The following is a 19,192-nucleotide window of genomic DNA, read 5'->3' as shown; positions in this document are numbered from 1 at the left end:
CGGCGCGGGCGTCCGCTCACGGCGCCGGGCCGTGCACGCCGTCAATCTCGACCCGCAGCTCGCGCCGGCACACCGCCGCGTGCAGCAGCAGCCGCGGCACCGCGGGGTCGAGGTGCGCCTGCAGCGCCGCGGCGACCTGCGGCAGCGCCGCGGCGTCGCGCACGTACACCTTCAGCCGGGTGCCGGCGCCGAAGCGCGGCGGCAGCTCCGGGCACCGCGCGCGCGCGGCGGCGAGCAGGCTGTCGAAGTTGGCGAAGGTCTCGGCGAGCTGCGACTCGACGCAGTCGTGGTGGCGCGACTCGTGCCCGACCACGCTCGCCGTGCCCGAGATCAGCAGCGGCATCGCCGCGCCCGCCGGCGGCAGCATCGCGCGGGCGAAGCTCGGCGGCTGCGGCCCGTACTGGCGCGGGTAGCGCCAGGCGCTGAGCTGGCGCGGGTTCTCCAGCGCGGTGCCGGGGACGCGCGCGGCCAGCCAGTACACCTGCAGCGTGCGCACGCCGTCGCGGCGCCCGATCGCGGTCGCCGCCGGCAGGGTGCCAGGATCCACCGCGCCCAGCCCGCGCGCGCGGCCGACGCAGAACCGCCGGTAGCGTTCCTGGTCGCCCTCGCCTTCGGTGATCGCGTCGAGATAGTTCCAGGTGCGCAGCAGGTGCGGGTAGCCCTGCGCGCGGCAGAACGCGCGCAGGCGCGCGTAGGCGGCCTCGGTGGCGGCCTCGATCCCGTCCTCGCCCTCGTCCGGTTCCAGCGCGCCGAACAGCAGCGCCGGATCGGCGGCCCACGCGATCCCGTCGTCGCGGCCGTGCCGCACCGGGCCCTGCGCGCGCCACACCTCCAGCGGCGCCGGGCCGTGCGGCCGCAGCGGCACGCGCAGGTAGCGCGGGTCGTACGCGCGCGGCGCGTCGGCGCCGAAGCCGAACACCGCCAGCACGTCGTCCGCGGCCAGCAGCGCCGGCAGCGGCGCGTCCACGTAGTCCACCTGCAGGCGGGGCAGGGCGGCGGTCGGCATCAGCGGCGGCACGGCGCTCATCGGGAGTCGGGTTGCAGGGTATCGCCGACCAGCGCGATCCGTGCCTGGCGGCGGCGGTGCCACCAGTCGCGCAGCGTGTGCGGCGCCATGCGCAGCGCGGTCAGGGCGTAGATCAGCCGGAACACGCGCAGGCGCCAGCGCACCGGCCGCGCCTCGAACACGTCGCCGGCCAGCAGCGAGATCAGCGCCTGCTCCACCTGCAGCAGGTTGCGCGGGTGCGCGAACAGGTGCTTCATCGGCGGCGCGGTGAAGCGGTAGATCAGCCATTTGAACTCGTCCAGGCCGCGCTCGAAGGCGCGCGCGTGGGCGGCGAGCAGCGCCGCCTCGCGCGCCGGTTCGCGCAGCGCCGCGTCCACCGCCATCGCGCCGGACTCGGCCGAATGCATGGCCAGGAACACGCCGGAGGAGAAGATCGGATCCACGAACGCGTAGGCGTCGCCCACCATCAGCCAGCCCGGGCCGTGCATGCGCGCGCAGTCGTAGGCGTAGTTGCCGGTCACGTGCACCGGGGCGACGCGTTGCGCGCCGCGCATCCGCTCGCGCGCCTCGCCGATGCCCTCCAGGGTGCGCAGCAGGAAGGCTTCGGTCTCGCCGCGGCGCTGCTTGAGGTGTTCGGGCGAGCACACCACGCCGACGCTGGTGAGGTCCCCGCGCAGCGGGATCAGCCAGGCCCAGCCGTGGGCGTGGCGGCAGACGGTGATGTTGCCGGCGTCCTCGCCCTCGCGCCGGCGCACGCCGGCGTAGTGGCTGAAGATCGCGGCCGAGGCGTGGCGGCGGTTGCGGCGCTTGAGCTTGAGCTGGGTGCCGAGCAGGGTGTCGCGGCCGCTGGCGTCGAGCAGGAAGCGGAAGCCGATCCGCAGCGCGCGGCCGGCGCGGTCGCGGGCCAGCGCGGCGCGGGCGCGGCCGCTGGCGTCGAACTCGATCCGCTCCACGGCCACGCCCTCGCGTGCGTCCGCGCCGCAGGCGCGGGCGTGTTCGAACAGGACCTGGTCGAACTCCTCGCGCTTGACCTGGAAAGCGTGGTCGGGGCCGCCCTGCAGGGCGCGGGCGAAGCGGAACACGTGGTAGGCGCCGCCCTCGACCGGGAAGTCGGCGCCGCGCTTGAGCACACCGATCGCGCGCACCTGCGCGAGCACGCCCAGGCGTTCCAGGATCGGCAGGTTCATCGGCAGCAGCGATTCGCCGATGTGGAAGCGGGGGTGGTGGTCCTTCTCCAACAGCAGCACGCGCCAGCCGCGGCGGGCGAGCAGGGCGGCCGCGGTGGCGCCAGCGGGGCCGCCGCCGACCACCAGCACGTCGGTGGCCAGCTCGGCCGCCGCCTGCTGCGGGGTGCTGCCGTCGTCCGCCATCGCCTGCCCGTCCGGAAAGGGCCCGCATCATACCGCGCACCCCCTTCTGCCCGGCCTTGCGCGCGGGCACGCGATGGCGGATCGTTGCGCTCCCGTCGTCCCCAACCCCGGAACGCCGATGTCCCCGCAGACCCCCTTCGAACGCGAACTCGCCGAGCTGCTGGTCGAGAGCCTGAACCTGGAGGAGGTGGCTGCCGCGGACATCGATCCGGAGGCGCCGCTGTTCGGTGCGGGCCTGGGCCTGGATTCGATCGACGCGCTGGAGCTGGCGTTGGCGGTGTCGAAACAGTACGGGGTGCAGCTGCGCTCGGACGGTGAGGACAACCGCTGGATCTTCGCTTCGCTGCGCAGCCTGGCGACGCACGTGCAGCAGCACCGGCAGGCGGCTTGAAGCTGTTCATCGCGCGGGCGCTGCTGGCGCTGGCGTATCCGGTCCTGGCGCATCTGGCCGGGGCCCGTGGCGACGGGACGCTGGCGGCGCTGGCGCTCGGGGATCTGGTGTTGATCGTGCTGCTCGAGCCGCTGCTGCGCGGGCGGGCCTGGGCGTGGGCGCTCGCGCTGGCGGCTGGGGCCGGGCTGTGGCGGCTGGCGGGTTCGGCGCAGGCGACGCTGCCGCTGCTGCTGGTGCCGGTGGTGGTGGTGGCGCTGGTGGCGTGGATGTTCGGGCGCACGCTGGGCGCGGGCCGGGTGCCGTTGATCACGCGGATCGTGGCCGCGCTGGAGGGCTGCGCGCCGGAGGCGCTGGCGCCGCCGCTGCGCCGTTACACGCGGGCGCTGACGGTGGGCTGGGCGGTGCTGCTGGCGGTGCTGGCGTTGGCCAACCTGGCATTGGCGGCGGTCGCGGTGCCGGGCGGGTTGCTGGACGGGCTGGGCCGGACGCCGCCGGTGGCGGTGACGCGGGCGCAGTGGTCGTGGTTCGCCAACGCGCTCGGCTACGGGGTGGTCGGCGGCGCGTTCGTCGGCGAGTACCTGCTGCGCAAGCGCCTGTTCCCCGGCCGCTACCACAGCTTCGCCGACTTCCTGCACCGCCTGGCCCGGCTCGGGCCGGCATTCTGGCGGGAGCTGTTGCGCGGGTGAGGCTGCGGCCTCAGCTGCTGGCGTGTGCAAGCGAGCGCGTCTGCGCGTGTCGGTCGCTTCGTGCGGGGCGCCCGTATGCCCGACATGGGGTTCATCGCTTCGGGCGGGGGCGCCGGTCTGCCTGGGGTGGGGTTCGCCGCGTGGGCTCCGCGTCCGGCTCCGACACGCGGCCGCAGACCATCCATGGTCTGCTCGAACCCCACCCCAGGCAGACCGACGCCTCGGGGATCTGTGTGTCAAAGCTTCGTTGGCCCCATGCGCTGTTGCCGTTGCTCGCCCATCAAGCGCCCTGATGCCACCCGAGGGTTCGGTGTGCGGGGGGTGTCGCGTCGAGCCGGCCATGGATGGCCGGCGCGCGAGTCAGGGCACGACGCCCTGACCGAGCGGAAAGCGACACCCCCCGCGCACCGAACCCGGGCCGACCAAGCCCCGCTTCGACCCGCCTGCGATAATCCCGCCATGTCCAGCTTCGCCGTCGCGCCCGACCACCCCTGCCTGCCCGGCCACTTCCCCGGCCGCCCGGTCGTGCCCGGCGTGCTCGTGCTCGAACACGTGCTCGAGGCGATCGAGGCCGAACACGGCCCCCTGCCGGACGGCCTCGCCCTCCCGCAGGTGAAGTTCCTCCAGCCGCTGCTGCCCGGCGAACCCGCCGAAGTCACGCTCGACGGCGCCGCCCCCCGCTGGCGCTTCCGCGTCCTGCGCACGGGCGACGGCGCCCTGCTCGCCAGCGGCGAGATCGCCCTGTGAGCACCCAGTGGAAACAACGCCGCGAAGGCGGCGGCTGGTTCGCCATCTGGCTGATCCGCACCATCGGCCGCTACGGCGGCCGCGGCCCTGCCCGCCTGCTGCTGTACCCCATCACCCTCTACTTCCTGATCCGCCGCGCCCCCGAACGGCGCGACTCCCGCGCCTGGCTCACCCGCGCCCTCGGCCGTCCCGCCACGCTGTGGGACGTGGCCCGCCACATCCACACTTTCGCCTCCACCATCCTCGACCGCGTGTTCCTGCTCAGCGAGGACATGCGCCGCTTCGACGTCGGCGTACACGGCCTGGACGCACTCCACGCCCAGCTCGCCCAAGGCCGCGGCGTGCTGCTGTTCGGCTCGCACCTGGGCAGCTTCGAGGTGCTGCGCGTGCTGGCGCGCAGGCAACGCGAATATCCGCTGTGGATCGTGCTCGACCGCGCCCATAACCCGGCCATGCAGACCCTGCTCGACGCGCTCAACCCCGAGCTCGCGCGCAGCATCATTGATGCCGGCCAGGACGGCCCCGCGCTGATGCTCCAGATCCAGCAGGCGCTGCAGTCCGGCGCGATGGTGGCGTTGCTGGTGGACCGCGCCCAGCCCGGCGGCCATACCCTCGCCGTGCCCTTCTTCGGCGCGCCCGCGCAGTTCCCCACCGCGCCCTGGCTGATCGCCGCCGTGCTCGGCGTGCCGATCGCGCTCGGCTTCGGTCTGTACCGCGGCGGCAACCGCTACGAACTGCATTTCGAGGCCTTCAGCGACGGCCTGGATATCCCGCGCCCGCAGCGCCGCGCCGCAGTGGCCGCGCTCATCGCCCGTTATGCCGCGCGCCTGGAGCATCATGCCCGGCGCGCACCGTACAACTGGTTCAACTTCTACGACTTGTGGATGCACGACGATGCCGAGCCGCACGCTGCCGCGCCGTCCCTTCCGTCCCAGGCCGCGCGCGCTGGCGATGCCGGTGGCGCTGGCCCTGCTGGCGCTGGCCCTGTTCGCACCGCCGGCACGCACCGCTGACGCCGCCGACCCCGACTGGATCCTGGCCAGGCTGGCGCGGCCGGCGCCGATGCGCACCGGCTTCGTCGAACTGCGCGGCTCGGCATTGCTGAAGGAACCGCTGCGGCTGGAGGGCGAATACCGCCGCCCCGACGCGGACACGCTGGTGCGCGAAGTGCACACGCCCTATGTCGAAACCACCACGATTCGCGCCGGCGAGGTCACGATCGCACGCGCCGGGCGCGCGCCGCGCCGCTTCTCGCTGGCACGTTCGCCGGAGCTGACCGGGCTGCAGGCGAGCTTCGGCGCGCTGCTGGCCGGCGATCGCGCCGGGATCGAACGCCACTACCGCCTCGCCGCGGACGGCACCCGCCGGCAGTGGCGCCTGACCCTGCGGCCGAAGGACGCCGCGCTCGCGGCGAAGCTGCGCGAGGTGGTGTTGTACGGCCGCGGCGCCGAGCTGCGCTGCATCGAGACCACGCCGGCGCAGGGCGCGCCGCAGCGCACCCTGGTGGCCGGCGCCGCGCAGGCGGCGGCGGGCGTGCGCGATCCCGCCGCGCTGGCCGCGCTGTGCCGCCACGACGGCGCGCCGGGATGAAGCCGGCCGCGCGCCTCGCGCTCGCCCTGGCCTGGCTCGCGGCGTTGCTGCTGCTGGGCGGCTATGTCGCGCGTTCGCTCGAGCTGGGCGGCGACCTGCGCCGGTTCATGCCCGCGCCGCAGACCCCGGCGCAGAAGCTGCTGATCGAGGAACTGGGCGAAGGGCCCGGTGCGCGCCTGCTGCTGCTGGAGCTGTCCGGCGCCGCGCCGGAGACGCTGGCGCGGCTGTCGCAGGCGCTGCGCGCGCGCCTGGCGGCGGATGCGCGCTTCACCTTCGTCGCCAACGGCGAGGCCACGCTCGCGGCCTTCCCCGAGCGGCTGCGGCCGTACCGCTACCTGCTCTCGCCGACCCTGGACACGCAGCGCTTCGACGCCGCGTTCCTCGCCGACGCGCTGGCGCAGCGGGTGCAGGACCTGGGCTCGCCGGCCGCCGCGCTGGTCGAGCCGCTGATCCCGTCCGATCCCACCCTCGAAACGCTGGTGCTGGCGCAGCGCTGGGAGCCGGCGCAGGCGCCGCAGCGCCAGCACGGGGTCTGGTTCGACCGCAGCGGGCAGCGCGCCCTGCTCGCGGTGCAGACCCGCGCGCCCGGCTTCGATCCGAAGGGACAACAGGCGGCGGTGGCGGCGATCGAACAGGCCTTCGCCGCGGTGCGCGGCGACGGGCCCGGCATGCTGGCGATGAGCGGCCCGGGCGCGTTCTCGGTCGAGATCAGCACCCGCACCCAGCGCGAGGCGGGCTGGATCGGCACCGTGGACACGCTCGGCCTGCTGGCGCTGCTGCTGCTGGCCTACCGGCGCTGGTCCATGCCGCTGCTCGGCGCGCTGCCGCTGGCGAGCGCGGGACTGGCCGGCCTGGCCGCGGTGGCGTGGCTGTTCGAGGGCGTGCACGGCATCACCGTCGCCTTCGGCTTCACCCTGATCGGTGTGGTCCAGGACTATCCGATCCATCTGTTCAGCCACCAGCGCGCGGGTGTCTCGCCGTGGGCCAGCGTGCGCGCGCTGTGGCCCACGCTCGCCACCGGCGTGACTGCGACCTGCCTGGCCTATCTGACCTTCTTCGCCTCCGGCGTGGACGGGCTCGAGCAGCTCGCGGTGTTCACCATCGCCGGCCTGGCCACCGCCGCGCTCGCCACCCGCGGCCTGCTGCCGGCGCTGCTGCCGCGCGACCTGGACGATCCGGCGCGGTCGCCGCGGCTGCAGCGCCTGCGCGCGCGCATCGCCGCATTGCCGCGGCCGCGCGTGGCGCTGGCGGGGCTCGCGCTGGCCGCGCTGGCGGTGACCGTGTTCGCGCCGGCGCCGTTCTGGCAGAACGACCTGTCGAAGCTGACCCCGGTGCCGGCCGAGGCGCTGGCGCGCGATGCGCGCCTGCGTGCCGAACTCGGCGCGCCCGATGTGCGCCACGTGCTGGTGCTGTCGGCCCCCGACGCGGAAGCCGCGCTGCAGGCGGGCGAGCGGCTGGAACCGGCGCTGCAGCGGCTGGTGCGCGACGGCGCGCTCGCCGGCTACGACCTGGCCGCGCGCTACCTGCCCAGCGCGCGCACCCAGCGCGCGCGCCAGGCGCGGCTGCCGGACGGCGAGGCGTTGCAGGCCGCGCTCGCGGACGCGCTGCGCGACTCGCCGCTGCGCGCCGACGTGTTCGGCCCGTTCCTGGCCGACGTCGCCGCCGCGCGCACGCTGCCGCCGCTCACCCCGCAGGCGCTGGCCGGCACTCCGCTGGAGGCGCGCGTCGGCGGCCTGCTGCTCGCCGGCGAGGGCCACGCCACCGCGCTGGTGGCGCTCACCGGCATCCGCGACCTGGACGCGATCGCGCAGGTGGCGCGCGCGCACGGCGCGCAGCTGCTCGACCTCAAGCAGGCGTCCGAGTCGCTGGTGGTCGAGTACCGCGAGCGCGTGCTGTGGGCGCTGGCGGTGGCGGCGCTGCTGCTGGTGGCGACGGTGTGGATCGCGCTGCGCCGCCCGCACCGGGTCTGGCGGGTGCTGCTGCCGATGGCGCTGGCCACGCTGCTGGTGCTGGCGGTGCTGCGCGGCGCCGGGGTCGAGCTGACCCTGTTCCACCTGGTGGCGCTGATCCTGGCCGCGGGCCTGGGCCTGGACTACGCGCTGTTCTTCGAGCACGCCGGGGACGACCGCGACGAGCAGCTGCGCACCCTGCACGCGCTGCTGGTGTGCAGCGCGATGACCCTGCTGGTGTTCAGCCTGCTGGCGCTGTCGAGCATCCCGGTGTTGCGCGCGATCGGCAGCACGGTGGCGCTCGGGGTGGTGTTCAACTTCGTGCTCGGGTTGCTGATCGCGCGGCATCCGGAACGGCCCGCGGCGGCCGGGGAGGCGGGCGATGCTCGGCCATGAAGCGATCGCGGCGCTGGTGCCGCACGCCGGCGCCATGTGCCTGTGGGACGAGGTGGTGGCGTGGGATGCGGCCACGATCCGGCTGCGCGCGCACGGCCACCGCGCCCCGACGCACCCGCTGCGGCGCCACGGCCGCCTGCACGCGGTGCACCTGTGCGAATACGGCGCGCAGGCGATGGCGGTGCACGGCGGCCTGCTCGCGCAGGCGCGCGGCGCGCGCGCCGCGCCCGGGATGCTGGTCGCGCTGCGCGGCGTGCGCCTGCACGTGGCGCGCCTGGACGCGCTGCCCGGCGCGCTCGAAGGCGAGGCCGAGGCGTTGATCGCCGGCGCGGGCGGCCAGCAATATGCCTTCCGCATCCACCATGCCGGCACGCTGCTCGCCGAGGGCCGCGCGGCGGTGATGCCTGCTCCCCAGGACTCCGGCCCATGACCGACACGACCCTCCGCCGCGCCCTCATCACCGGCGGCAGCGGCGACATCGGCGGCGCGATCTGCCGCCGCCTGGCCGCCGACGGCCTGCACGTGATCGTGCAGGCGAACACGAACCTGGCCCGCGCCGAGGCGGTGGTGGAGGCGATCCGCGCCGCCGGCGGCCGCGCCGAGGCGGTGGCCTTCGACGTCGCCGACCCCGACGCCGCGCAGGACGCGGTCGCGGCGCTGCTGCGCGACGGGCCGGTGCAGGTGCTGGTGCACAACGCCGGCATCCACGACGACGCGCCGATGGCCGGCATGAGCCGCGCGCAGTGGACCCGGGTCATCGACGTCTCGCTGCACGGCTTCTTCCACGTCGCCCAGCCGCTGCTGCTGCCGATGGCGCGCACCCGCTGGGGCCGGATCGTCAGCGTCTCCAGCATCGCCGCGGTGCTCGGCAACCGCGGCCAGACCAACTACGCCGCGGCCAAGGCCGCGCTGCACGGCGCGAGCAAATCGCTGGCGCGCGAGATGGCCTCGCGCGGGATCACCGTGAACGTGGTCGCCCCGGGCGTGATCGAAGGGCGCATGGCCCAGGCCGCGTTCCCGCCCGAGGCCGTCCGCCAGCTGGTGCCCGCCGGCCGCGCCGGCACCCCGGAGGAGGTGGCCGCGCTGGTCGCGTTCCTGTGCTCGGACGCGGCCGGCTACATCAGCGGGCAGGTGATCGGGATTGACGGCGCGATGAGCTGACGGTTCCGGCACCGCCATTGACCACGAAGGGAGGAGTCCGATGAGGTTTCGCTGCCTGGCCGCCGTCGCGGCCGCCGGTCTGTTCGTATCCACCGCGGCCGCCGAGCCGTTGCTGGTGCCGCGTCCCGTGCCTTATGCCGAGGACAACGACATCTCCGACAACATCAAGACCGAGTGCCGGATCAACGAGCAGTTGGCGGACTTCATCCGTGAATACGCCGGCGCCACGGTCGAGCTGCGTCCCGGCCCCCTCGACACCAGCCGCGGGCGCGTGCTCGAACTGGAGATCGTGGATGCGGTGAGCATGGGCAATGCCTGGCTCGGGCACCAGAAGTACACCAAGGTGCAGGGCACGCTGTGGGAGAACGGCAGCAAGGTCGCCAGCTTCCGCGCGCGGCGCAATTCGATGGGTGGCGCCTTCGCCGGCTACAAGGGCTCGTGCTCGGTGCTCGGACGCACGGTCAAGGCGATTGCGCGCGACATCGCCACCTGGCTGCAGGCGCCACGGGACGGCGCGGTCATGGGGGATTGAGCCGCGTCCGATTCCGCATTGCCGCCGCCCACGCCGCCGGCAGCAGCGGCTCGTCGGCGCCGGCGCCGGCGAGCAGCGCGGCCAGGCCGCGGTCGGGCAGCGCGGGGTGGCGCGCGCGCGCCAGCCGCAGCAGCTCGGCCGCCAGCGCGCGCAGCAGGGCGAGGTTGGCGGCGATGCGCGCGGCGAAGGCGTCGTCGTCGGCGCGCTCGCCGAGCGCGCGGTTGAGCGCGCCGAACCAGGGCAGGTCGTGCTGGTCCAGCCAGCGGCCGTCGGCGAGGGGGCGCGGCGGGTTGCGCGCGCCCCACTCGCGCAGCAGCGGCTGCATCGCCCGGTTCAGGGCGCGCGCGGCCTCGAACGTCCCGCGCAGGCGCGAGAGCATGCGCAGGTCGGCGATCCGTCCCGAGCAGTACAGCGGCGCCAGCAGGCCCCAGTACAGCGTGTAGTCCCACAGCACCTTCAGCGGCATCACCTGCGCGTCGCCGAACAGCGGGTACTGGTCGCGGTACAGCGCCAGCATGGTGTCGTAGAAGGAGAAGTACAGCTGCTGGAACAGCTCGGCGTGCGGGGCGAACGGCTGCCCGGCGCGCTCGCGCGCGACCAGTTCGCAGATGTAGGTGTTGGCGATGGCGATGAAGTCGCTGCCGGGCGAGTAGAACGGATCCAGGAACAGCCCGGCCTCGCCGGTCAGCGCCCAGCGGTGGCCGAACACCTGGCGGCAGCCGTAGGAGAAGCCGCGCAGGAAACGGAAGTCCTGCAGCGCGTGCCGCGGCCGTTCCAGCAGGCGCGCGAGCGCGGGCTGGTGCCGGTGCAGCCAGGCCATCGCCGCGGCGTGGGTGTGCATGGTCTCCAGCGGGTGCAGCCTGGCGTCGCAGACGATGCCGAGCGAATGGCTGCCGGAGGCGAGCGGGATCATCCACACCCAGTAGCCGGGCCCGCACAGGTGGTTGGTGGAGCGCCAGCGCTCGGCCGGCGTGCAGCGCGCCTGCCAGGCGGGGTCGTCGCTCCAGTCGTGCGGATCCACGATGCCCTCGACCCGCCACCACACCGCGTTGCAGTCGTGGCCGTTGGCCTGGGCCAGGCCGAGCTGGCGCTTGAGCAGGCCGGCGCGGCCGCTGGCGTCCACCACCCAGCGCGCGGACAGCGTGTGCCGCGCCCCGGCGTGGTCGAAGTGCAGCACGTGGTCGCCGTCGTCGTCGGCGAGCGCGACCCCGCGCACCACCGCGCCGTCGCGGAAGTCCACCCCGTGCGCGCGCACCTGCTCGCCGAGGAAGTTCTCGAAGCGGCCGCGGTCGAGCTGCCAGGTCGGGACGGAGAAGACCCGGCTCACGCCGAGCTCGGTGCAGCGCGCCGGGTCGTCGTGGCCGTCGCTGAAGAAGAAGCGGAAGCCGAACTTGCGCACCTGGGCCGTGTCCAGGTGCCGGCGCAGGCCGAGCTCCTCGGCGAAGTAGTGGGCGCCGATCTCGACCGTGGACTCGCCGACCTTGAACGCGGCCTCGCGCACCGGATGCGCGCGCCGCTCCAGCACCAGCACCGACAGCGCCGGGTCGCGTCGCTTCAGCTGCAGTGCCAGGCTCAGCCCCGCCAGGCCGCCGCCGAGGATCGCGACGTCGGCGCGCGCGCTCATCGCGCCTGCACCGTCGCCCGGGGCGCCGGCGCGAACTCGCCGCTGGGGTCGTGGATCAGCGGCGGGTGCGCGCGGGCGCGCCGGTATTCGCGGAGCACGTGGCCGTGGTTCCACACCTGCCGGACCACGTGCGAGGTGATCCGCCACAGGTCGCGCAGCGGACGGAAATGGCTCTTGCGGAACTGGCCGACCGCGCCCGGGCCCTGGTAGCGCGACTCGATCGGCACCGACACGCAGCGCAGGCCGAGGGTGCGCGCGGCCGAGATCAGGATCTGCGCCTCGAACACGAAATCCTCGCCGGGCACGTCGCGCAGCGCGCACGCTGCGGCCGGGTAGTAGCGCTGCCCGCTCTGGGTGTCGGCGATGCGGTAGCCGCAGCCCCAGGCGATGCCCCAGTCGCCGAACTCGTTGGCGAGCCGGCGATGCAGCGGCTGCTGCGCGCGCCGGCGCAGGCGCGCGCCGATCACGATCGCGTCGGGGTAGCGCTCGGCCGCCTCCAGCAGGCGCGGGATGTCGTCGGCCGAATGCTGGCCGTCACCGTCCATGGTCAGCACCCCGCGCACGCCGCGCGCGAGCGCGGCGCGGAAGCCGTCGCGCAGGGACGCGCCCTTGCCCATGCGCCGCTCGTGGCGCAGCACGGTCACCGGCAGGTCGGCGATGCGCTCCGCGGTGCCGTCGTCGGAGCCGTCGTCCACCACGATCACGTGCGCGCAGTGGCGCAGCGCGCCTTCCACCACCTCGCGGATGCGCAGCGCCTCGTTGAGCGCGGGGATGACGACGGCGAAGGCGCTGCGGTCAGGCATCGGCCAGCTCCAGGCGCAGGCAGCGCCCGGGCCCGGCCGGCAGGCGCACCAGGTCGCCGCCGGCGACGAGCGCGTCGAACAGCGGCAGCATCGGCGCCATCGCGTTGCCGGCGGCGTGGCGCGCGAGCGGGCCGTCGCCGGGCGCGGCGATGCCGTCGGCGAGCGTGGCGCGCAGGCGCGGTCCGGCGCCGGCGCGGGACAGCACCAGCGCGCCGCCGAGCAGCCCGGCGCTCGGCGCCATCGTCGCCAGCGGCCCGGTCGCGGCGCCGTCGTAGGCCACCAGCAGCACCGCCTCGGCGCCGTCGGCGAGCTGCGCCAGCGCCTCGAGCAGGCCCTCGGCGAAGCTGGCGCCGAGCGCGCTGAGCGCGGTCGCGGGCGCGTGGCAGCCGGCGCCGATGGTCCAGTAGCCGGCGGCGGCGTTGTGCACCGAGTTGTGGAAGCGGATCGGCGAGAGCGTGTGCGGCGCGCCGGCCAGGGTGGCGCACATGTAGTCGGTGATCGGCAGCTCGCCGTAGGTGGAGGCGAACACCGACGGCAGCGCCTGCGGCGCGCGCCCGGCGGCCTGGCAGGCGGCGAGCGCGACTTCCAGCGCCACCGCCACCGTCTCCGGCGCGCGCCGGCGTTCGTTCGGCGGCAGCAGCTGCGGCGCGGGCCGCGCCGGCGCGGCCTCCGGGCGCACGCCCTCGCGCGCGAATGCGCACGCCGCCGCCCACGACGGCAGGCCGTCGCTCCAGAAACCGATGCCTTCGATCCGGGCCTCGAGCGCGCTCATGCCGCGGCCCTGCCGAACAGCAGCGAACAGTTGTTGCCGCCGAAGCCGAACGAGTTGTTCATCGCGTAGCCGATCGCGCGCTGCGCGTTGTCGAAGCGCACCTGCGGGCCGCAGGCCGGGTCGGGCACGGTGCTGTTGAGCGTGCCCGGCAGCAGTCCGGTCTCGAGCGCGAGCAGGGCGATCGCCGACTCGACGATTCCGGCCGCGCCGAGCGTGTGTCCGGTCCAGCCCTTGGTCGAGCCGGCGTGCAGCGTGTCCGGGAACAGCGCCGCGACCGCGCGCGCCTCGACCGCGTCGTTGGCGGGCGTGGCGGTGCCGTGCAGGTTGAGGTAGCCGACCTCGGCCGGCGCCACGCCGGCGCGCGCCAGCGCCGCGCGCATCGCCAGCTGCGCGCCCAGTCCTTCCGGGTGCGGCGAGGACATGTGGTGGGCGTCGCTGGATTCGCCGTAGCCGCACAGCAGCAGCGCGGCGCCGGCGGTGTCGCGGTCGAGCAGGGCGAAACCGCCGGCCTCGCCCAGCGAGAGCCCGTCGCGCGCGGCGTCGAACGGGCGGCACGGCTGCCGCGACACCAGCGCCAGCGAATTGAAGCCGTACAGCACGCTGCCGCACAGGGTGTCCACGCCGCCGACCAGCGCGGCGTCGGCCAGCCCGGCCCGGATCAGGCGCGCGGCCTGCGCGAACACCTTGGCGCTGGACGAGCACGCGGTGGCCACGGTCGCGCACGGGCCGCGCAGGCCGGTGGCGTGGCGGACGAAATCGGCGAGCGAGTGCGGCGTGTGCACGACCGGGCGCGCCAGTTCCGGCGGGAACCGCTTGCCGCCGGCCGGATCGTCCTGCAGCCGTGCGTAGGCATCCTCGCTCTCGCCGATGCTGGCGGTGGAGGTGCCGAGCACCACCGCGATCCGGTCCGCGCCGTAGCGCGTGCGCAGCGCGGCCAGCGCCGGCAGCAGCCCGTCCTGCTGCAGCGCGCGCCAGGCCAGGCGGTTGTTGCGGCAGTCCCATTCGGCGTACGGCGCCGGCAGCGGCGCGTCCTCGAGCCCGTCCACGCGCCCGATCCAGCACGGCAGCGGTCGTCCGTCCTCGCCCGGCGGGCCGAAGTCGTTGCGGCGCAGGCCGCCGCGGCGCGCGGCGAGCGCATCGTGCAGCGCGTCGCGGCCGGCGCCGAGCGCGGTGGTGGCGGTGTAGGCGCGGATCGCCAGCGGCGGCATCGGCGGGGACGACGTCAATGCGGGCGGCACGCGCGCGTTCCGGAACGGGGTCGGGCGGCGAGTATAGCCAGACGATGAGCGCCCTCACGCATTCAGGCGGCGTGCGCCGGAACGGAGGTGCCGATGGGATGGCCTGGACGGAAGCGACGCGTTCGACGGAAGCGACGCGTTCGGATGTTCCCGGGCGCCCCCGGCGCGCGGGCGGGATTCACGTGCCTGCCGTTTCCAGACCGAGCAGCTGCGCGGCGAACTCCGCCGCCGGCAGCGGCTTGCCGAGCAGGTAGCCCTGCAGGCAGTCGCAACGCAGCAGGCGCAGGAGCTTGGCCTGCTCCTCCTCCTCCACGCCTTCGGCCACCACCTGCAGGCCGAGCGAGTGGGCCAGGCCGATGATGTGGGTGACCAGGGCCAGCGTCTCCGGGCTCTCGGTGATCTGGCGGGTGAAGGAGATGTCGATCTTGACTTCGTCGGCCGGCAGCCGGGCGAGGTAGTTGAGCGAGGAATAGCCGGTGCCGAAGTCGTCGATGGCCACCTTGCAACCCAGTCCGCGCAGGGTCTCCAGCAGCGCGATGCTGTGCTCGAGGTCCTCCACCAGCAGGCTCTCGGTGACCTCCAGGTCGAGCGGCGAGTCGCCGCCCTGCGACTGCAGCAGCGCCTGGCAGACGTCGAGGAACTCGGGGTGCTGCAGCTCACGCGCGGACAGGTTCACCGCCAGGCGCAAGCCGGGGCAGTGCTCGCGCCAGGCCAGCACGGTGCGCAGCGCCTCGCCCATCGCCCAGCGCCCGACCGGCACGATCAGGCTGCTGTCCTCGAGCACCGGGATGAACACGCCGGGCGAGACCAGGCCACGCTCGGGGTGGCGCCAGCGCAGCAGCGCCTCGGCGCCGAGCAGGCGCTGCGTGGCGGCGGAGAACTTGGGCTGGTAGAACAGCTCGAACTCGTCGCGCTCCAGGGCCAGGCGCAGCTCCTGCTCGAGCCGCAGCCGCTGCGCGGCACGGCCGCGCAGTTCCTCGTCGAAGGCGAGCAGGCGCTGGCGCCGTCGGCGCGCCTCGGCCAGCGCGGCGGTGGCGGCGTGCTCGAGCGCCTCGGGATCGTCGGCGTGGTCGGGCGCGACCGCCAGGCCGCCGCTGAACTCGATCCGCAGTTCTTCCCGGCCGAGCGCCAGCGGCATCCGCTGCAGTTCGTCGAGCAGCGATTCCAGGCGTTCGAGCTCGTGCCCGACCTCGTCCGCGGCGTCGTGCACCAGAGCGAAGGCGTCGGCTTCCAGCCGCGCCACGAACGCGCGTCCTTCGAGCAGCGCCTGCAGGCGCTCGCCGACTGCGCGCAGCAGGCGGTCGCCAGTGGCGCGGCCGCGCGACTGGTTGATCGCGCCGAAACGTTCCAGGTCCAGCACGGCCAGCGCCAGCCGTTGTTCCGGACGGCGCGATTCCAGCCGTGCCGCGAGCGAGGCCCGGTTCGGCAGCCCGGTCACCGGGTCGAAATAGGCCAGGTATTCGAGCCGCTCGCTCTTGGCGATGAAGTCGGCTGCAAAATCAATCTCGTCGGCCAGGCGCCGGTACAGCGCCAGCTCGTCGGCGTCGAACGCCTGCGGATGGTCGGAGAACAGGCCCAGCGCGCACCAGGGCGGCGAGCCGACCGGGATCACCACCTCCGCGGCGATGCCCGCACGCAACGCGATCCCGGCGGCCCAGCCCGGCACGCCGTCGCGCGCGCGGGTCAGGTCCGGCGCGATCACCCATTCGCCCTGGTACAGCGCGCGCGCGCCGGGGCTGGGCTGGCCGGGGTCCTGGCCGGCGGCGCGGGCGATCTCGGCCACCGTTCCGACCGCGCGCTCGTCGCCATGCCAGGCGGTGACGCGGACCGAATGGCCGTCGCCCGGCTCGCCGATGCAGGCGGCCAGGAATCCGCCCTGTTCCACCGCCACGCGGCAGACGGCGTCGAGCATGGCCTGGCGGCTGTCGGCGCGCAGCACCGCGTTGCCGAGCCCGCCGAGGATCGCGTGCAGGCGTGCGAGCTGGCGGATGCGCTCCTTCTGCCGCAACAGCTCGGTGATGTCGTGGTCCACGCCGCGCAGGCCGTACACGGCGCCGTCCGGCCCGCGCAGCAGCACGGCGCTGCTGTCGAAGACCCGGATGCTGCCGTCGCGGTGGATCCAGCGCGAGCGCCAGTTCCGCCAGCCGTCGCCGGCGGCGAGGATCTCCGGCAGAGCGCGCTCGACCTCGGCGCGGTCGTCGGGATGCATGTGCTCCAGGCAGTTCCTGCCGACCAGTTCCTGCGCCGGGTAGCCCAGCATGCGCTCGATCGCGGCGTTGCTGTAGGTCAGCGTCCCGTCGAGCAGGCTCTCCCAGATCCAGTCCCGGCTGCTCTCGACGATGCTGCGGAAGCGCTCCTCGCTCTCGCGCAGCGCCTGCTCGATCCGGGCCCGCTCGCGCCGCTCGCGCGCGGTCTCCAGGGCGCGCTCCACCGCCGGCACCAGCCGGCGCAGGTTGTCCTTGAGCACGTAGTCCATCGCCCCGCGCTGCAGGGCGTCGATCGCGATCTCCTCGCCGATGGTGCCGGAGACGAACACGAACGGCAGGGACGGGTCGTGGGCGCGGACGATGGCCAGCGCCTCCTGGCCGCTGAAGCCGGGCATGGAGAAGTCGCACAGCACGATGTCCGGCGCGAACTCGGCCAGCGCGCGGCGCAGCGTGTCCTCGGAGGCCACCCGCAGGTGCGTGTGCGGGCGGGAGAGCTCGCGCAGCTCGCGCAGGACGAGCTCTGCGTCGGGCAGCGAGTCCTCGATCAGCAGCACCTTCAGCGGGGGCGGGCGGTCGTTCATGCCGTCGCATCGCCCGGGGTCACGTTGGACAGCATCCAGTACATCCCCACCTGGGCCACGGTCTCGGCGAACTCGGCGAAGTCCACCGGCTTGACCACGAAGCTGTTGACCCCGAGGCGGTAGCTCTCGAGCAGGTCTGCCTCCTCGCGCGAGGAGGTCATCATCACCACCGGGATGGTGCGCGTGCGCGGATCCGCCTTCATCCGTTCCAGTACCTGCAGTCCGTCCATGCGCGGCATCTTCAGGTCCAGCAGCACCAGCCTGGGCTGTCCGTCCGGGCGCCCGGCGTGCGCGCCTTCACGGAACAGGTATTCCAGCGCCTCCACCCCGTCGCGCACCCACTCGATGTGGTTGGCGATGCCCTTTTTGCGCAACGTGCGCAGGGTCATCTCGGCGTCGGGGCGGGAATCCTCCACGAGCAGGATCTCGACCGGCTGGGCGTTCATGCGGCAGGCTCCGGTGCGGTGTCGGGCGGCAGGGGCAGTTCGAAGGTGAATTCGGCACCGCGCCCCGGTTCGGCACGCGCGGACACCGTGCCGCCGTGGCGGGCCACGATCCGCTGCACGATCGCCAGGCCCACGCCGGTGCCCTCGAACTCGTCGGCGGTGTGCAGGCGCTGGAACACGCCGAACAGCTTGTCGGCGTACTTCATGTCGAAGCCGACGCCGTTGTCGCGCACGCGGTAACGCACGCGGCCGTCCATGCGCTCGCCCTCGACCTCCACCCGCGCCTCTGCGCCGCGCGGCGCGCTGTACTTGAGCGCGTTGGACAGCAGGTTGACCCACACCTGGCGCAACAGCGCCGGGTCGGCGTGCGCCTCCGGCAGCGGCGCGATCCGCACCCGTCCGCCGTCGTCCAGTTCGGCGGCCACCTGCGCGGCGAGCGCGGCCATGTCCACCCGCGTGCGCTCGAGCGGCTTGCGGCCCAGGCGCGAGAATGCGAGCAGGTCGTCGATCAGCGCGCCCATCCGCCGCGCCGCCTCGCCGATCTCGTCGAGCCAGCGGCGGCAGTCGCCGTCGAGCCGGTCGGCGGCGTCCTCCTGCAGCATCCGCGCATAGCCGTGGATGTGCCGCAGCGGCGCGCGCAGGTCGTGGGAGATGGTGTAGCTGAACGCCTCCAGCTCGCGGTTGGCCTGGCGCAACTGCTCGGTGCTGGCCTGCAGCTCGGCGTTGAGCGCGCGCACGGCCTGGTCGGCGCGGGACAGTGCACGCGCGCCGCCGGCCATCAGCAGCACGAACAACGCGATCACGCTCGCGGTGTAGAGGGTCACGCCGGTTTCCATCCCGTAGAACCCGGCGCGTTCGCCATGCAGCCTCAGCCAGCCGGCCGCCGCCACCAGCAGCACACTGCCGACCAGCAGCCGGCGCGCGATCCGGCAGCGGGGGTGCTCGAGCAGGAACAACGCGGCCGTGCCGAGCAGCGGGCGCGCGCACAGCAGGCCCAGCGCCAGCAGCAGGAACAGCAGCGCGGTGTGGGCGGCCATCGGGATGAAGCGGCCGATGCCGTACATGCGCGGCACTTGGTAGGCGTAGCCGAGCAGCGCCACCAGCGCCGCCAGCGCCAGTGCGGCGGCCAGCCATTCCGCCGGCCGGGTCCGCTCGCGCGCGCCGCGGTCGAGCAGCAGCAGCGCCAGCCCGGTGAGCAGGAAAGCGAAGGCCGTGTTCGGCGCCATCTCGTTGCGCGGCAGGCCCGGCTCGTCGCCGAGGCGGCTTGCGAACAGCCACTGGTCGAGCCCGGGCGGCAGCCACCCCGCGTGTTCGCCGAGTTTGGCCGCGCCGACGCCGGCCACCAGTCCCGCGAGCAGGGGTGCGAGCGCAGCGGGCCGGGAACCGGCAGGGGCGAGGTTCGCCGGCCGGCGCTGCAGCCAGAGTGCGGCGGCGGCGGCCAGGAAGGTCAGCGCGGTGACCGGATTCATCGCCACCCAGGTCGGGCGGATGCGCTTGAGCGGTTCCAGGTCCAGCGCCCAGCCCGCCAGCACGGCCAGCGCGACCCCGGCCGTGGCCAGGCTGGCCACCGCCGGGGCATGGGCGGCCGGAAACCAGGGCGTCTGGCCGGCAACACCGGCAACGCCGCCCGCCGCCGGTTCCGGGCTGGGAGAGGCCCCGGGGAGAAGGGCCGGGGTGGGGGCCTGCGCTTGCT

Annotated in this window: 18 protein-coding genes; 9 read left to right on the top strand and 9 right to left on the bottom strand. The window is 74.5% G+C overall.

The window, feature by feature from the left end; all coding sequences use genetic code 11:
* Positions 1–16: 16 nt before the first annotated feature.
* Both FPV26_RS06470 and FPV26_RS06465 read right to left on the bottom strand, forming a co-directional pair.
* On the bottom strand, positions 17–1,027 hold the full coding sequence (locus FPV26_RS06470) for a chorismate transformation FkbO/Hyg5 family protein (protein WP_147652901.1): 1,011 nt from the start codon (positions 1,025–1,027) through the stop codon (positions 17–19).
* Positions 1,024–2,376, bottom strand: a complete 1,353-nt coding sequence (locus tag FPV26_RS06465; RefSeq protein WP_147652900.1) for an NAD(P)/FAD-dependent oxidoreductase — start codon at positions 2,374–2,376, stop codon at positions 1,024–1,026. Before FPV26_RS06465 ends, FPV26_RS06470 begins: the two co-directional genes overlap by 4 nt.
* A gap of 118 nt (positions 2,377–2,494) precedes the next feature.
* On the opposite strand from FPV26_RS06465, the gene FPV26_RS06460 reads away from it, so the two are divergent.
* The 9 genes from FPV26_RS06460 to FPV26_RS06420 all read left to right on the top strand — a co-directional run bounded on the left by FPV26_RS06460 (position 2,495) and on the right by FPV26_RS06420 (position 9,828).
* Positions 2,495–2,767, top strand: coding sequence for a phosphopantetheine-binding protein (locus tag FPV26_RS06460; protein ID WP_147652899.1), 273 nt, complete (start codon positions 2,495–2,497; stop codon positions 2,765–2,767).
* Positions 2,768–2,769: 2 nt separating this feature from the next.
* A complete protein-coding gene (locus FPV26_RS06455) occupies positions 2,770–3,453 on the top strand; it encodes a COG4648 family protein (protein ID WP_147653019.1) in 684 nt (227 codons plus the stop codon).
* A 459-nt stretch (positions 3,454–3,912) separates the two neighbouring features.
* A complete protein-coding gene (locus FPV26_RS06450) occupies positions 3,913–4,200 on the top strand; it encodes an ApeI family dehydratase (RefSeq protein ID WP_147652898.1) in 288 nt (95 codons plus the stop codon).
* On the top strand, positions 4,197–5,213 hold the full coding sequence (locus FPV26_RS06445) for a lysophospholipid acyltransferase family protein (RefSeq protein ID WP_147652897.1): 1,017 nt from the start codon (positions 4,197–4,199) through the stop codon (positions 5,211–5,213). The genes FPV26_RS06450 and FPV26_RS06445 overlap by 4 nt, the downstream gene beginning before the upstream one ends.
* Positions 5,152–5,790 carry a LolA-related protein gene (locus FPV26_RS06440; protein ID WP_220429074.1) on the top strand — a complete coding sequence of 213 codons (639 nt, stop codon included), beginning with the start codon at positions 5,152–5,154 and terminating at the stop codon, positions 5,788–5,790. The genes FPV26_RS06445 and FPV26_RS06440 overlap by 62 nt, the downstream gene beginning before the upstream one ends.
* Positions 5,787–8,135: an MMPL family transporter gene (locus tag FPV26_RS06435; RefSeq protein ID WP_147652896.1), complete on the top strand. Its 2,349-nt coding sequence runs from the start codon at positions 5,787–5,789 to the stop codon at positions 8,133–8,135. The genes FPV26_RS06440 and FPV26_RS06435 overlap by 4 nt, the downstream gene beginning before the upstream one ends.
* Positions 8,122–8,565 carry a hotdog family protein gene (locus tag FPV26_RS06430; RefSeq protein ID WP_147652895.1) on the top strand — a complete coding sequence of 148 codons (444 nt, stop codon included), beginning with the start codon at positions 8,122–8,124 and terminating at the stop codon, positions 8,563–8,565. The genes FPV26_RS06435 and FPV26_RS06430 overlap by 14 nt, the downstream gene beginning before the upstream one ends.
* Complete coding sequence (gene fabG, locus FPV26_RS06425) at positions 8,562–9,296, top strand: 3-oxoacyl-ACP reductase FabG (protein WP_147652894.1); 735 nt, start codon at positions 8,562–8,564, stop codon at positions 9,294–9,296. Before FPV26_RS06430 ends, fabG begins: the two co-directional genes overlap by 4 nt.
* 40 nt (positions 9,297–9,336) lie before the next feature.
* A complete protein-coding gene (locus FPV26_RS06420; RefSeq protein WP_147652893.1) occupies positions 9,337–9,828 on the top strand; it encodes a hypothetical protein in 492 nt (163 codons plus the stop codon).
* On the opposite strand, the gene FPV26_RS06415 is transcribed toward FPV26_RS06420, so the two are convergent.
* From FPV26_RS06415 to FPV26_RS06385, 7 genes are all read right to left on the bottom strand, one after another.
* The gene (locus FPV26_RS06415) at positions 9,815–11,452 is read right to left on the bottom strand and encodes an NAD(P)/FAD-dependent oxidoreductase (protein ID WP_147652892.1); all 1,638 of its coding nucleotides are present in this window, start codon (positions 11,450–11,452) and stop codon (positions 9,815–9,817) included. The genes FPV26_RS06420 and FPV26_RS06415 overlap by 14 nt on opposite strands.
* Positions 11,449–12,255, bottom strand: a complete 807-nt coding sequence (locus FPV26_RS06410; RefSeq protein ID WP_147652891.1) for a glycosyltransferase family 2 protein — start codon at positions 12,253–12,255, stop codon at positions 11,449–11,451. The genes FPV26_RS06415 and FPV26_RS06410 overlap by 4 nt, the downstream gene beginning before the upstream one ends.
* Complete coding sequence (locus FPV26_RS06405) at positions 12,248–13,027, bottom strand: beta-ketoacyl synthase chain length factor (protein WP_147652890.1); 780 nt, start codon at positions 13,025–13,027, stop codon at positions 12,248–12,250. Before FPV26_RS06405 ends, FPV26_RS06410 begins: the two co-directional genes overlap by 8 nt.
* Positions 13,024–14,235, bottom strand: coding sequence for a beta-ketoacyl-[acyl-carrier-protein] synthase family protein (locus tag FPV26_RS06400; protein ID WP_147653015.1), 1,212 nt, complete (start codon positions 14,233–14,235; stop codon positions 13,024–13,026). The genes FPV26_RS06405 and FPV26_RS06400 overlap by 4 nt, the downstream gene beginning before the upstream one ends.
* Before the next feature lie 208 nt (positions 14,236–14,443).
* Complete coding sequence (locus tag FPV26_RS06395; protein ID WP_147652889.1) at positions 14,444–17,053, bottom strand: EAL domain-containing protein; 2,610 nt, start codon at positions 17,051–17,053, stop codon at positions 14,444–14,446.
* Positions 17,050–17,499 (bottom strand): response regulator, encoded by a 450-nt coding sequence (locus FPV26_RS06390; RefSeq protein WP_147652888.1) that lies wholly within the window; start codon positions 17,497–17,499, stop codon positions 17,050–17,052. Before FPV26_RS06390 ends, FPV26_RS06395 begins: the two co-directional genes overlap by 4 nt.
* Positions 17,496–19,067 (bottom strand): sensor histidine kinase, encoded by a 1,572-nt coding sequence (locus tag FPV26_RS06385; protein ID WP_147652887.1) that lies wholly within the window; start codon positions 19,065–19,067, stop codon positions 17,496–17,498. The genes FPV26_RS06390 and FPV26_RS06385 overlap by 4 nt, the downstream gene beginning before the upstream one ends.
* Between the last annotated feature and the right edge of the window lie 125 nt (positions 19,068–19,192).

Source organism: Vulcaniibacterium gelatinicum (assembly GCF_008033445.1).
GTDB lineage: Bacteria > Pseudomonadota > Gammaproteobacteria > Xanthomonadales > Xanthomonadaceae > Vulcaniibacterium_B > Vulcaniibacterium_B gelatinicum.
Note: the sequence above shows the minus strand (reverse complement) of the source record. Positions and strands in the feature narration are given on the sequence as shown.

What these genes read in the sequence shown, in the direction of transcription:
- FPV26_RS06465 (WP_147652900.1), bottom strand. Translation starts at nt 2,376, where the DNA reads ATGGCGGACGACGGCAGCACCCCGCAGCAGGCGGCGGCCGAGCTGGCC.
- FPV26_RS06450 (WP_147652898.1), top strand. Translation starts at nt 3,913, where the DNA reads ATGTCCAGCTTCGCCGTCGCGCCCGACCACCCCTGCCTGCCCGGCCAC.
- FPV26_RS06405 (WP_147652890.1), bottom strand. Translation starts at nt 13,027, where the DNA reads ATGAGCGCGCTCGAGGCCCGGATCGAAGGCATCGGTTTCTGGAGCGAC.
- FPV26_RS06470 (WP_147652901.1), bottom strand. Translation starts at nt 1,027, where the DNA reads ATGAGCGCCGTGCCGCCGCTGATGCCGACCGCCGCCCTGCCCCGCCTG.
- FPV26_RS06395 (WP_147652889.1), bottom strand. Translation starts at nt 17,053, where the DNA reads ATGAACGACCGCCCGCCCCCGCTGAAGGTGCTGCTGATCGAGGACTCG.
- FPV26_RS06430 (WP_147652895.1), top strand. Translation starts at nt 8,122, where the DNA reads ATGCTCGGCCATGAAGCGATCGCGGCGCTGGTGCCGCACGCCGGCGCC.
- FPV26_RS06400 (WP_147653015.1), bottom strand. Translation starts at nt 14,235, where the DNA reads ATGCCGCCGCTGGCGATCCGCGCCTACACCGCCACCACCGCGCTCGGC.
- FPV26_RS06440 (WP_220429074.1), top strand. Translation starts at nt 5,152, where the DNA reads ATGCCGGTGGCGCTGGCCCTGCTGGCGCTGGCCCTGTTCGCACCGCCG.
- FPV26_RS06415 (WP_147652892.1), bottom strand. Translation starts at nt 11,452, where the DNA reads ATGAGCGCGCGCGCCGACGTCGCGATCCTCGGCGGCGGCCTGGCGGGG.
- FPV26_RS06390 (WP_147652888.1), bottom strand. Translation starts at nt 17,499, where the DNA reads ATGAACGCCCAGCCGGTCGAGATCCTGCTCGTGGAGGATTCCCGCCCC.
- FPV26_RS06420 (WP_147652893.1), top strand. Translation starts at nt 9,337, where the DNA reads ATGAGGTTTCGCTGCCTGGCCGCCGTCGCGGCCGCCGGTCTGTTCGTA.
- FPV26_RS06435 (WP_147652896.1), top strand. Translation starts at nt 5,787, where the DNA reads ATGAAGCCGGCCGCGCGCCTCGCGCTCGCCCTGGCCTGGCTCGCGGCG.
- FPV26_RS06410 (WP_147652891.1), bottom strand. Translation starts at nt 12,255, where the DNA reads ATGCCTGACCGCAGCGCCTTCGCCGTCGTCATCCCCGCGCTCAACGAG.
- fabG (WP_147652894.1), top strand. Translation starts at nt 8,562, where the DNA reads ATGACCGACACGACCCTCCGCCGCGCCCTCATCACCGGCGGCAGCGGC.
- FPV26_RS06460 (WP_147652899.1), top strand. Translation starts at nt 2,495, where the DNA reads ATGTCCCCGCAGACCCCCTTCGAACGCGAACTCGCCGAGCTGCTGGTC.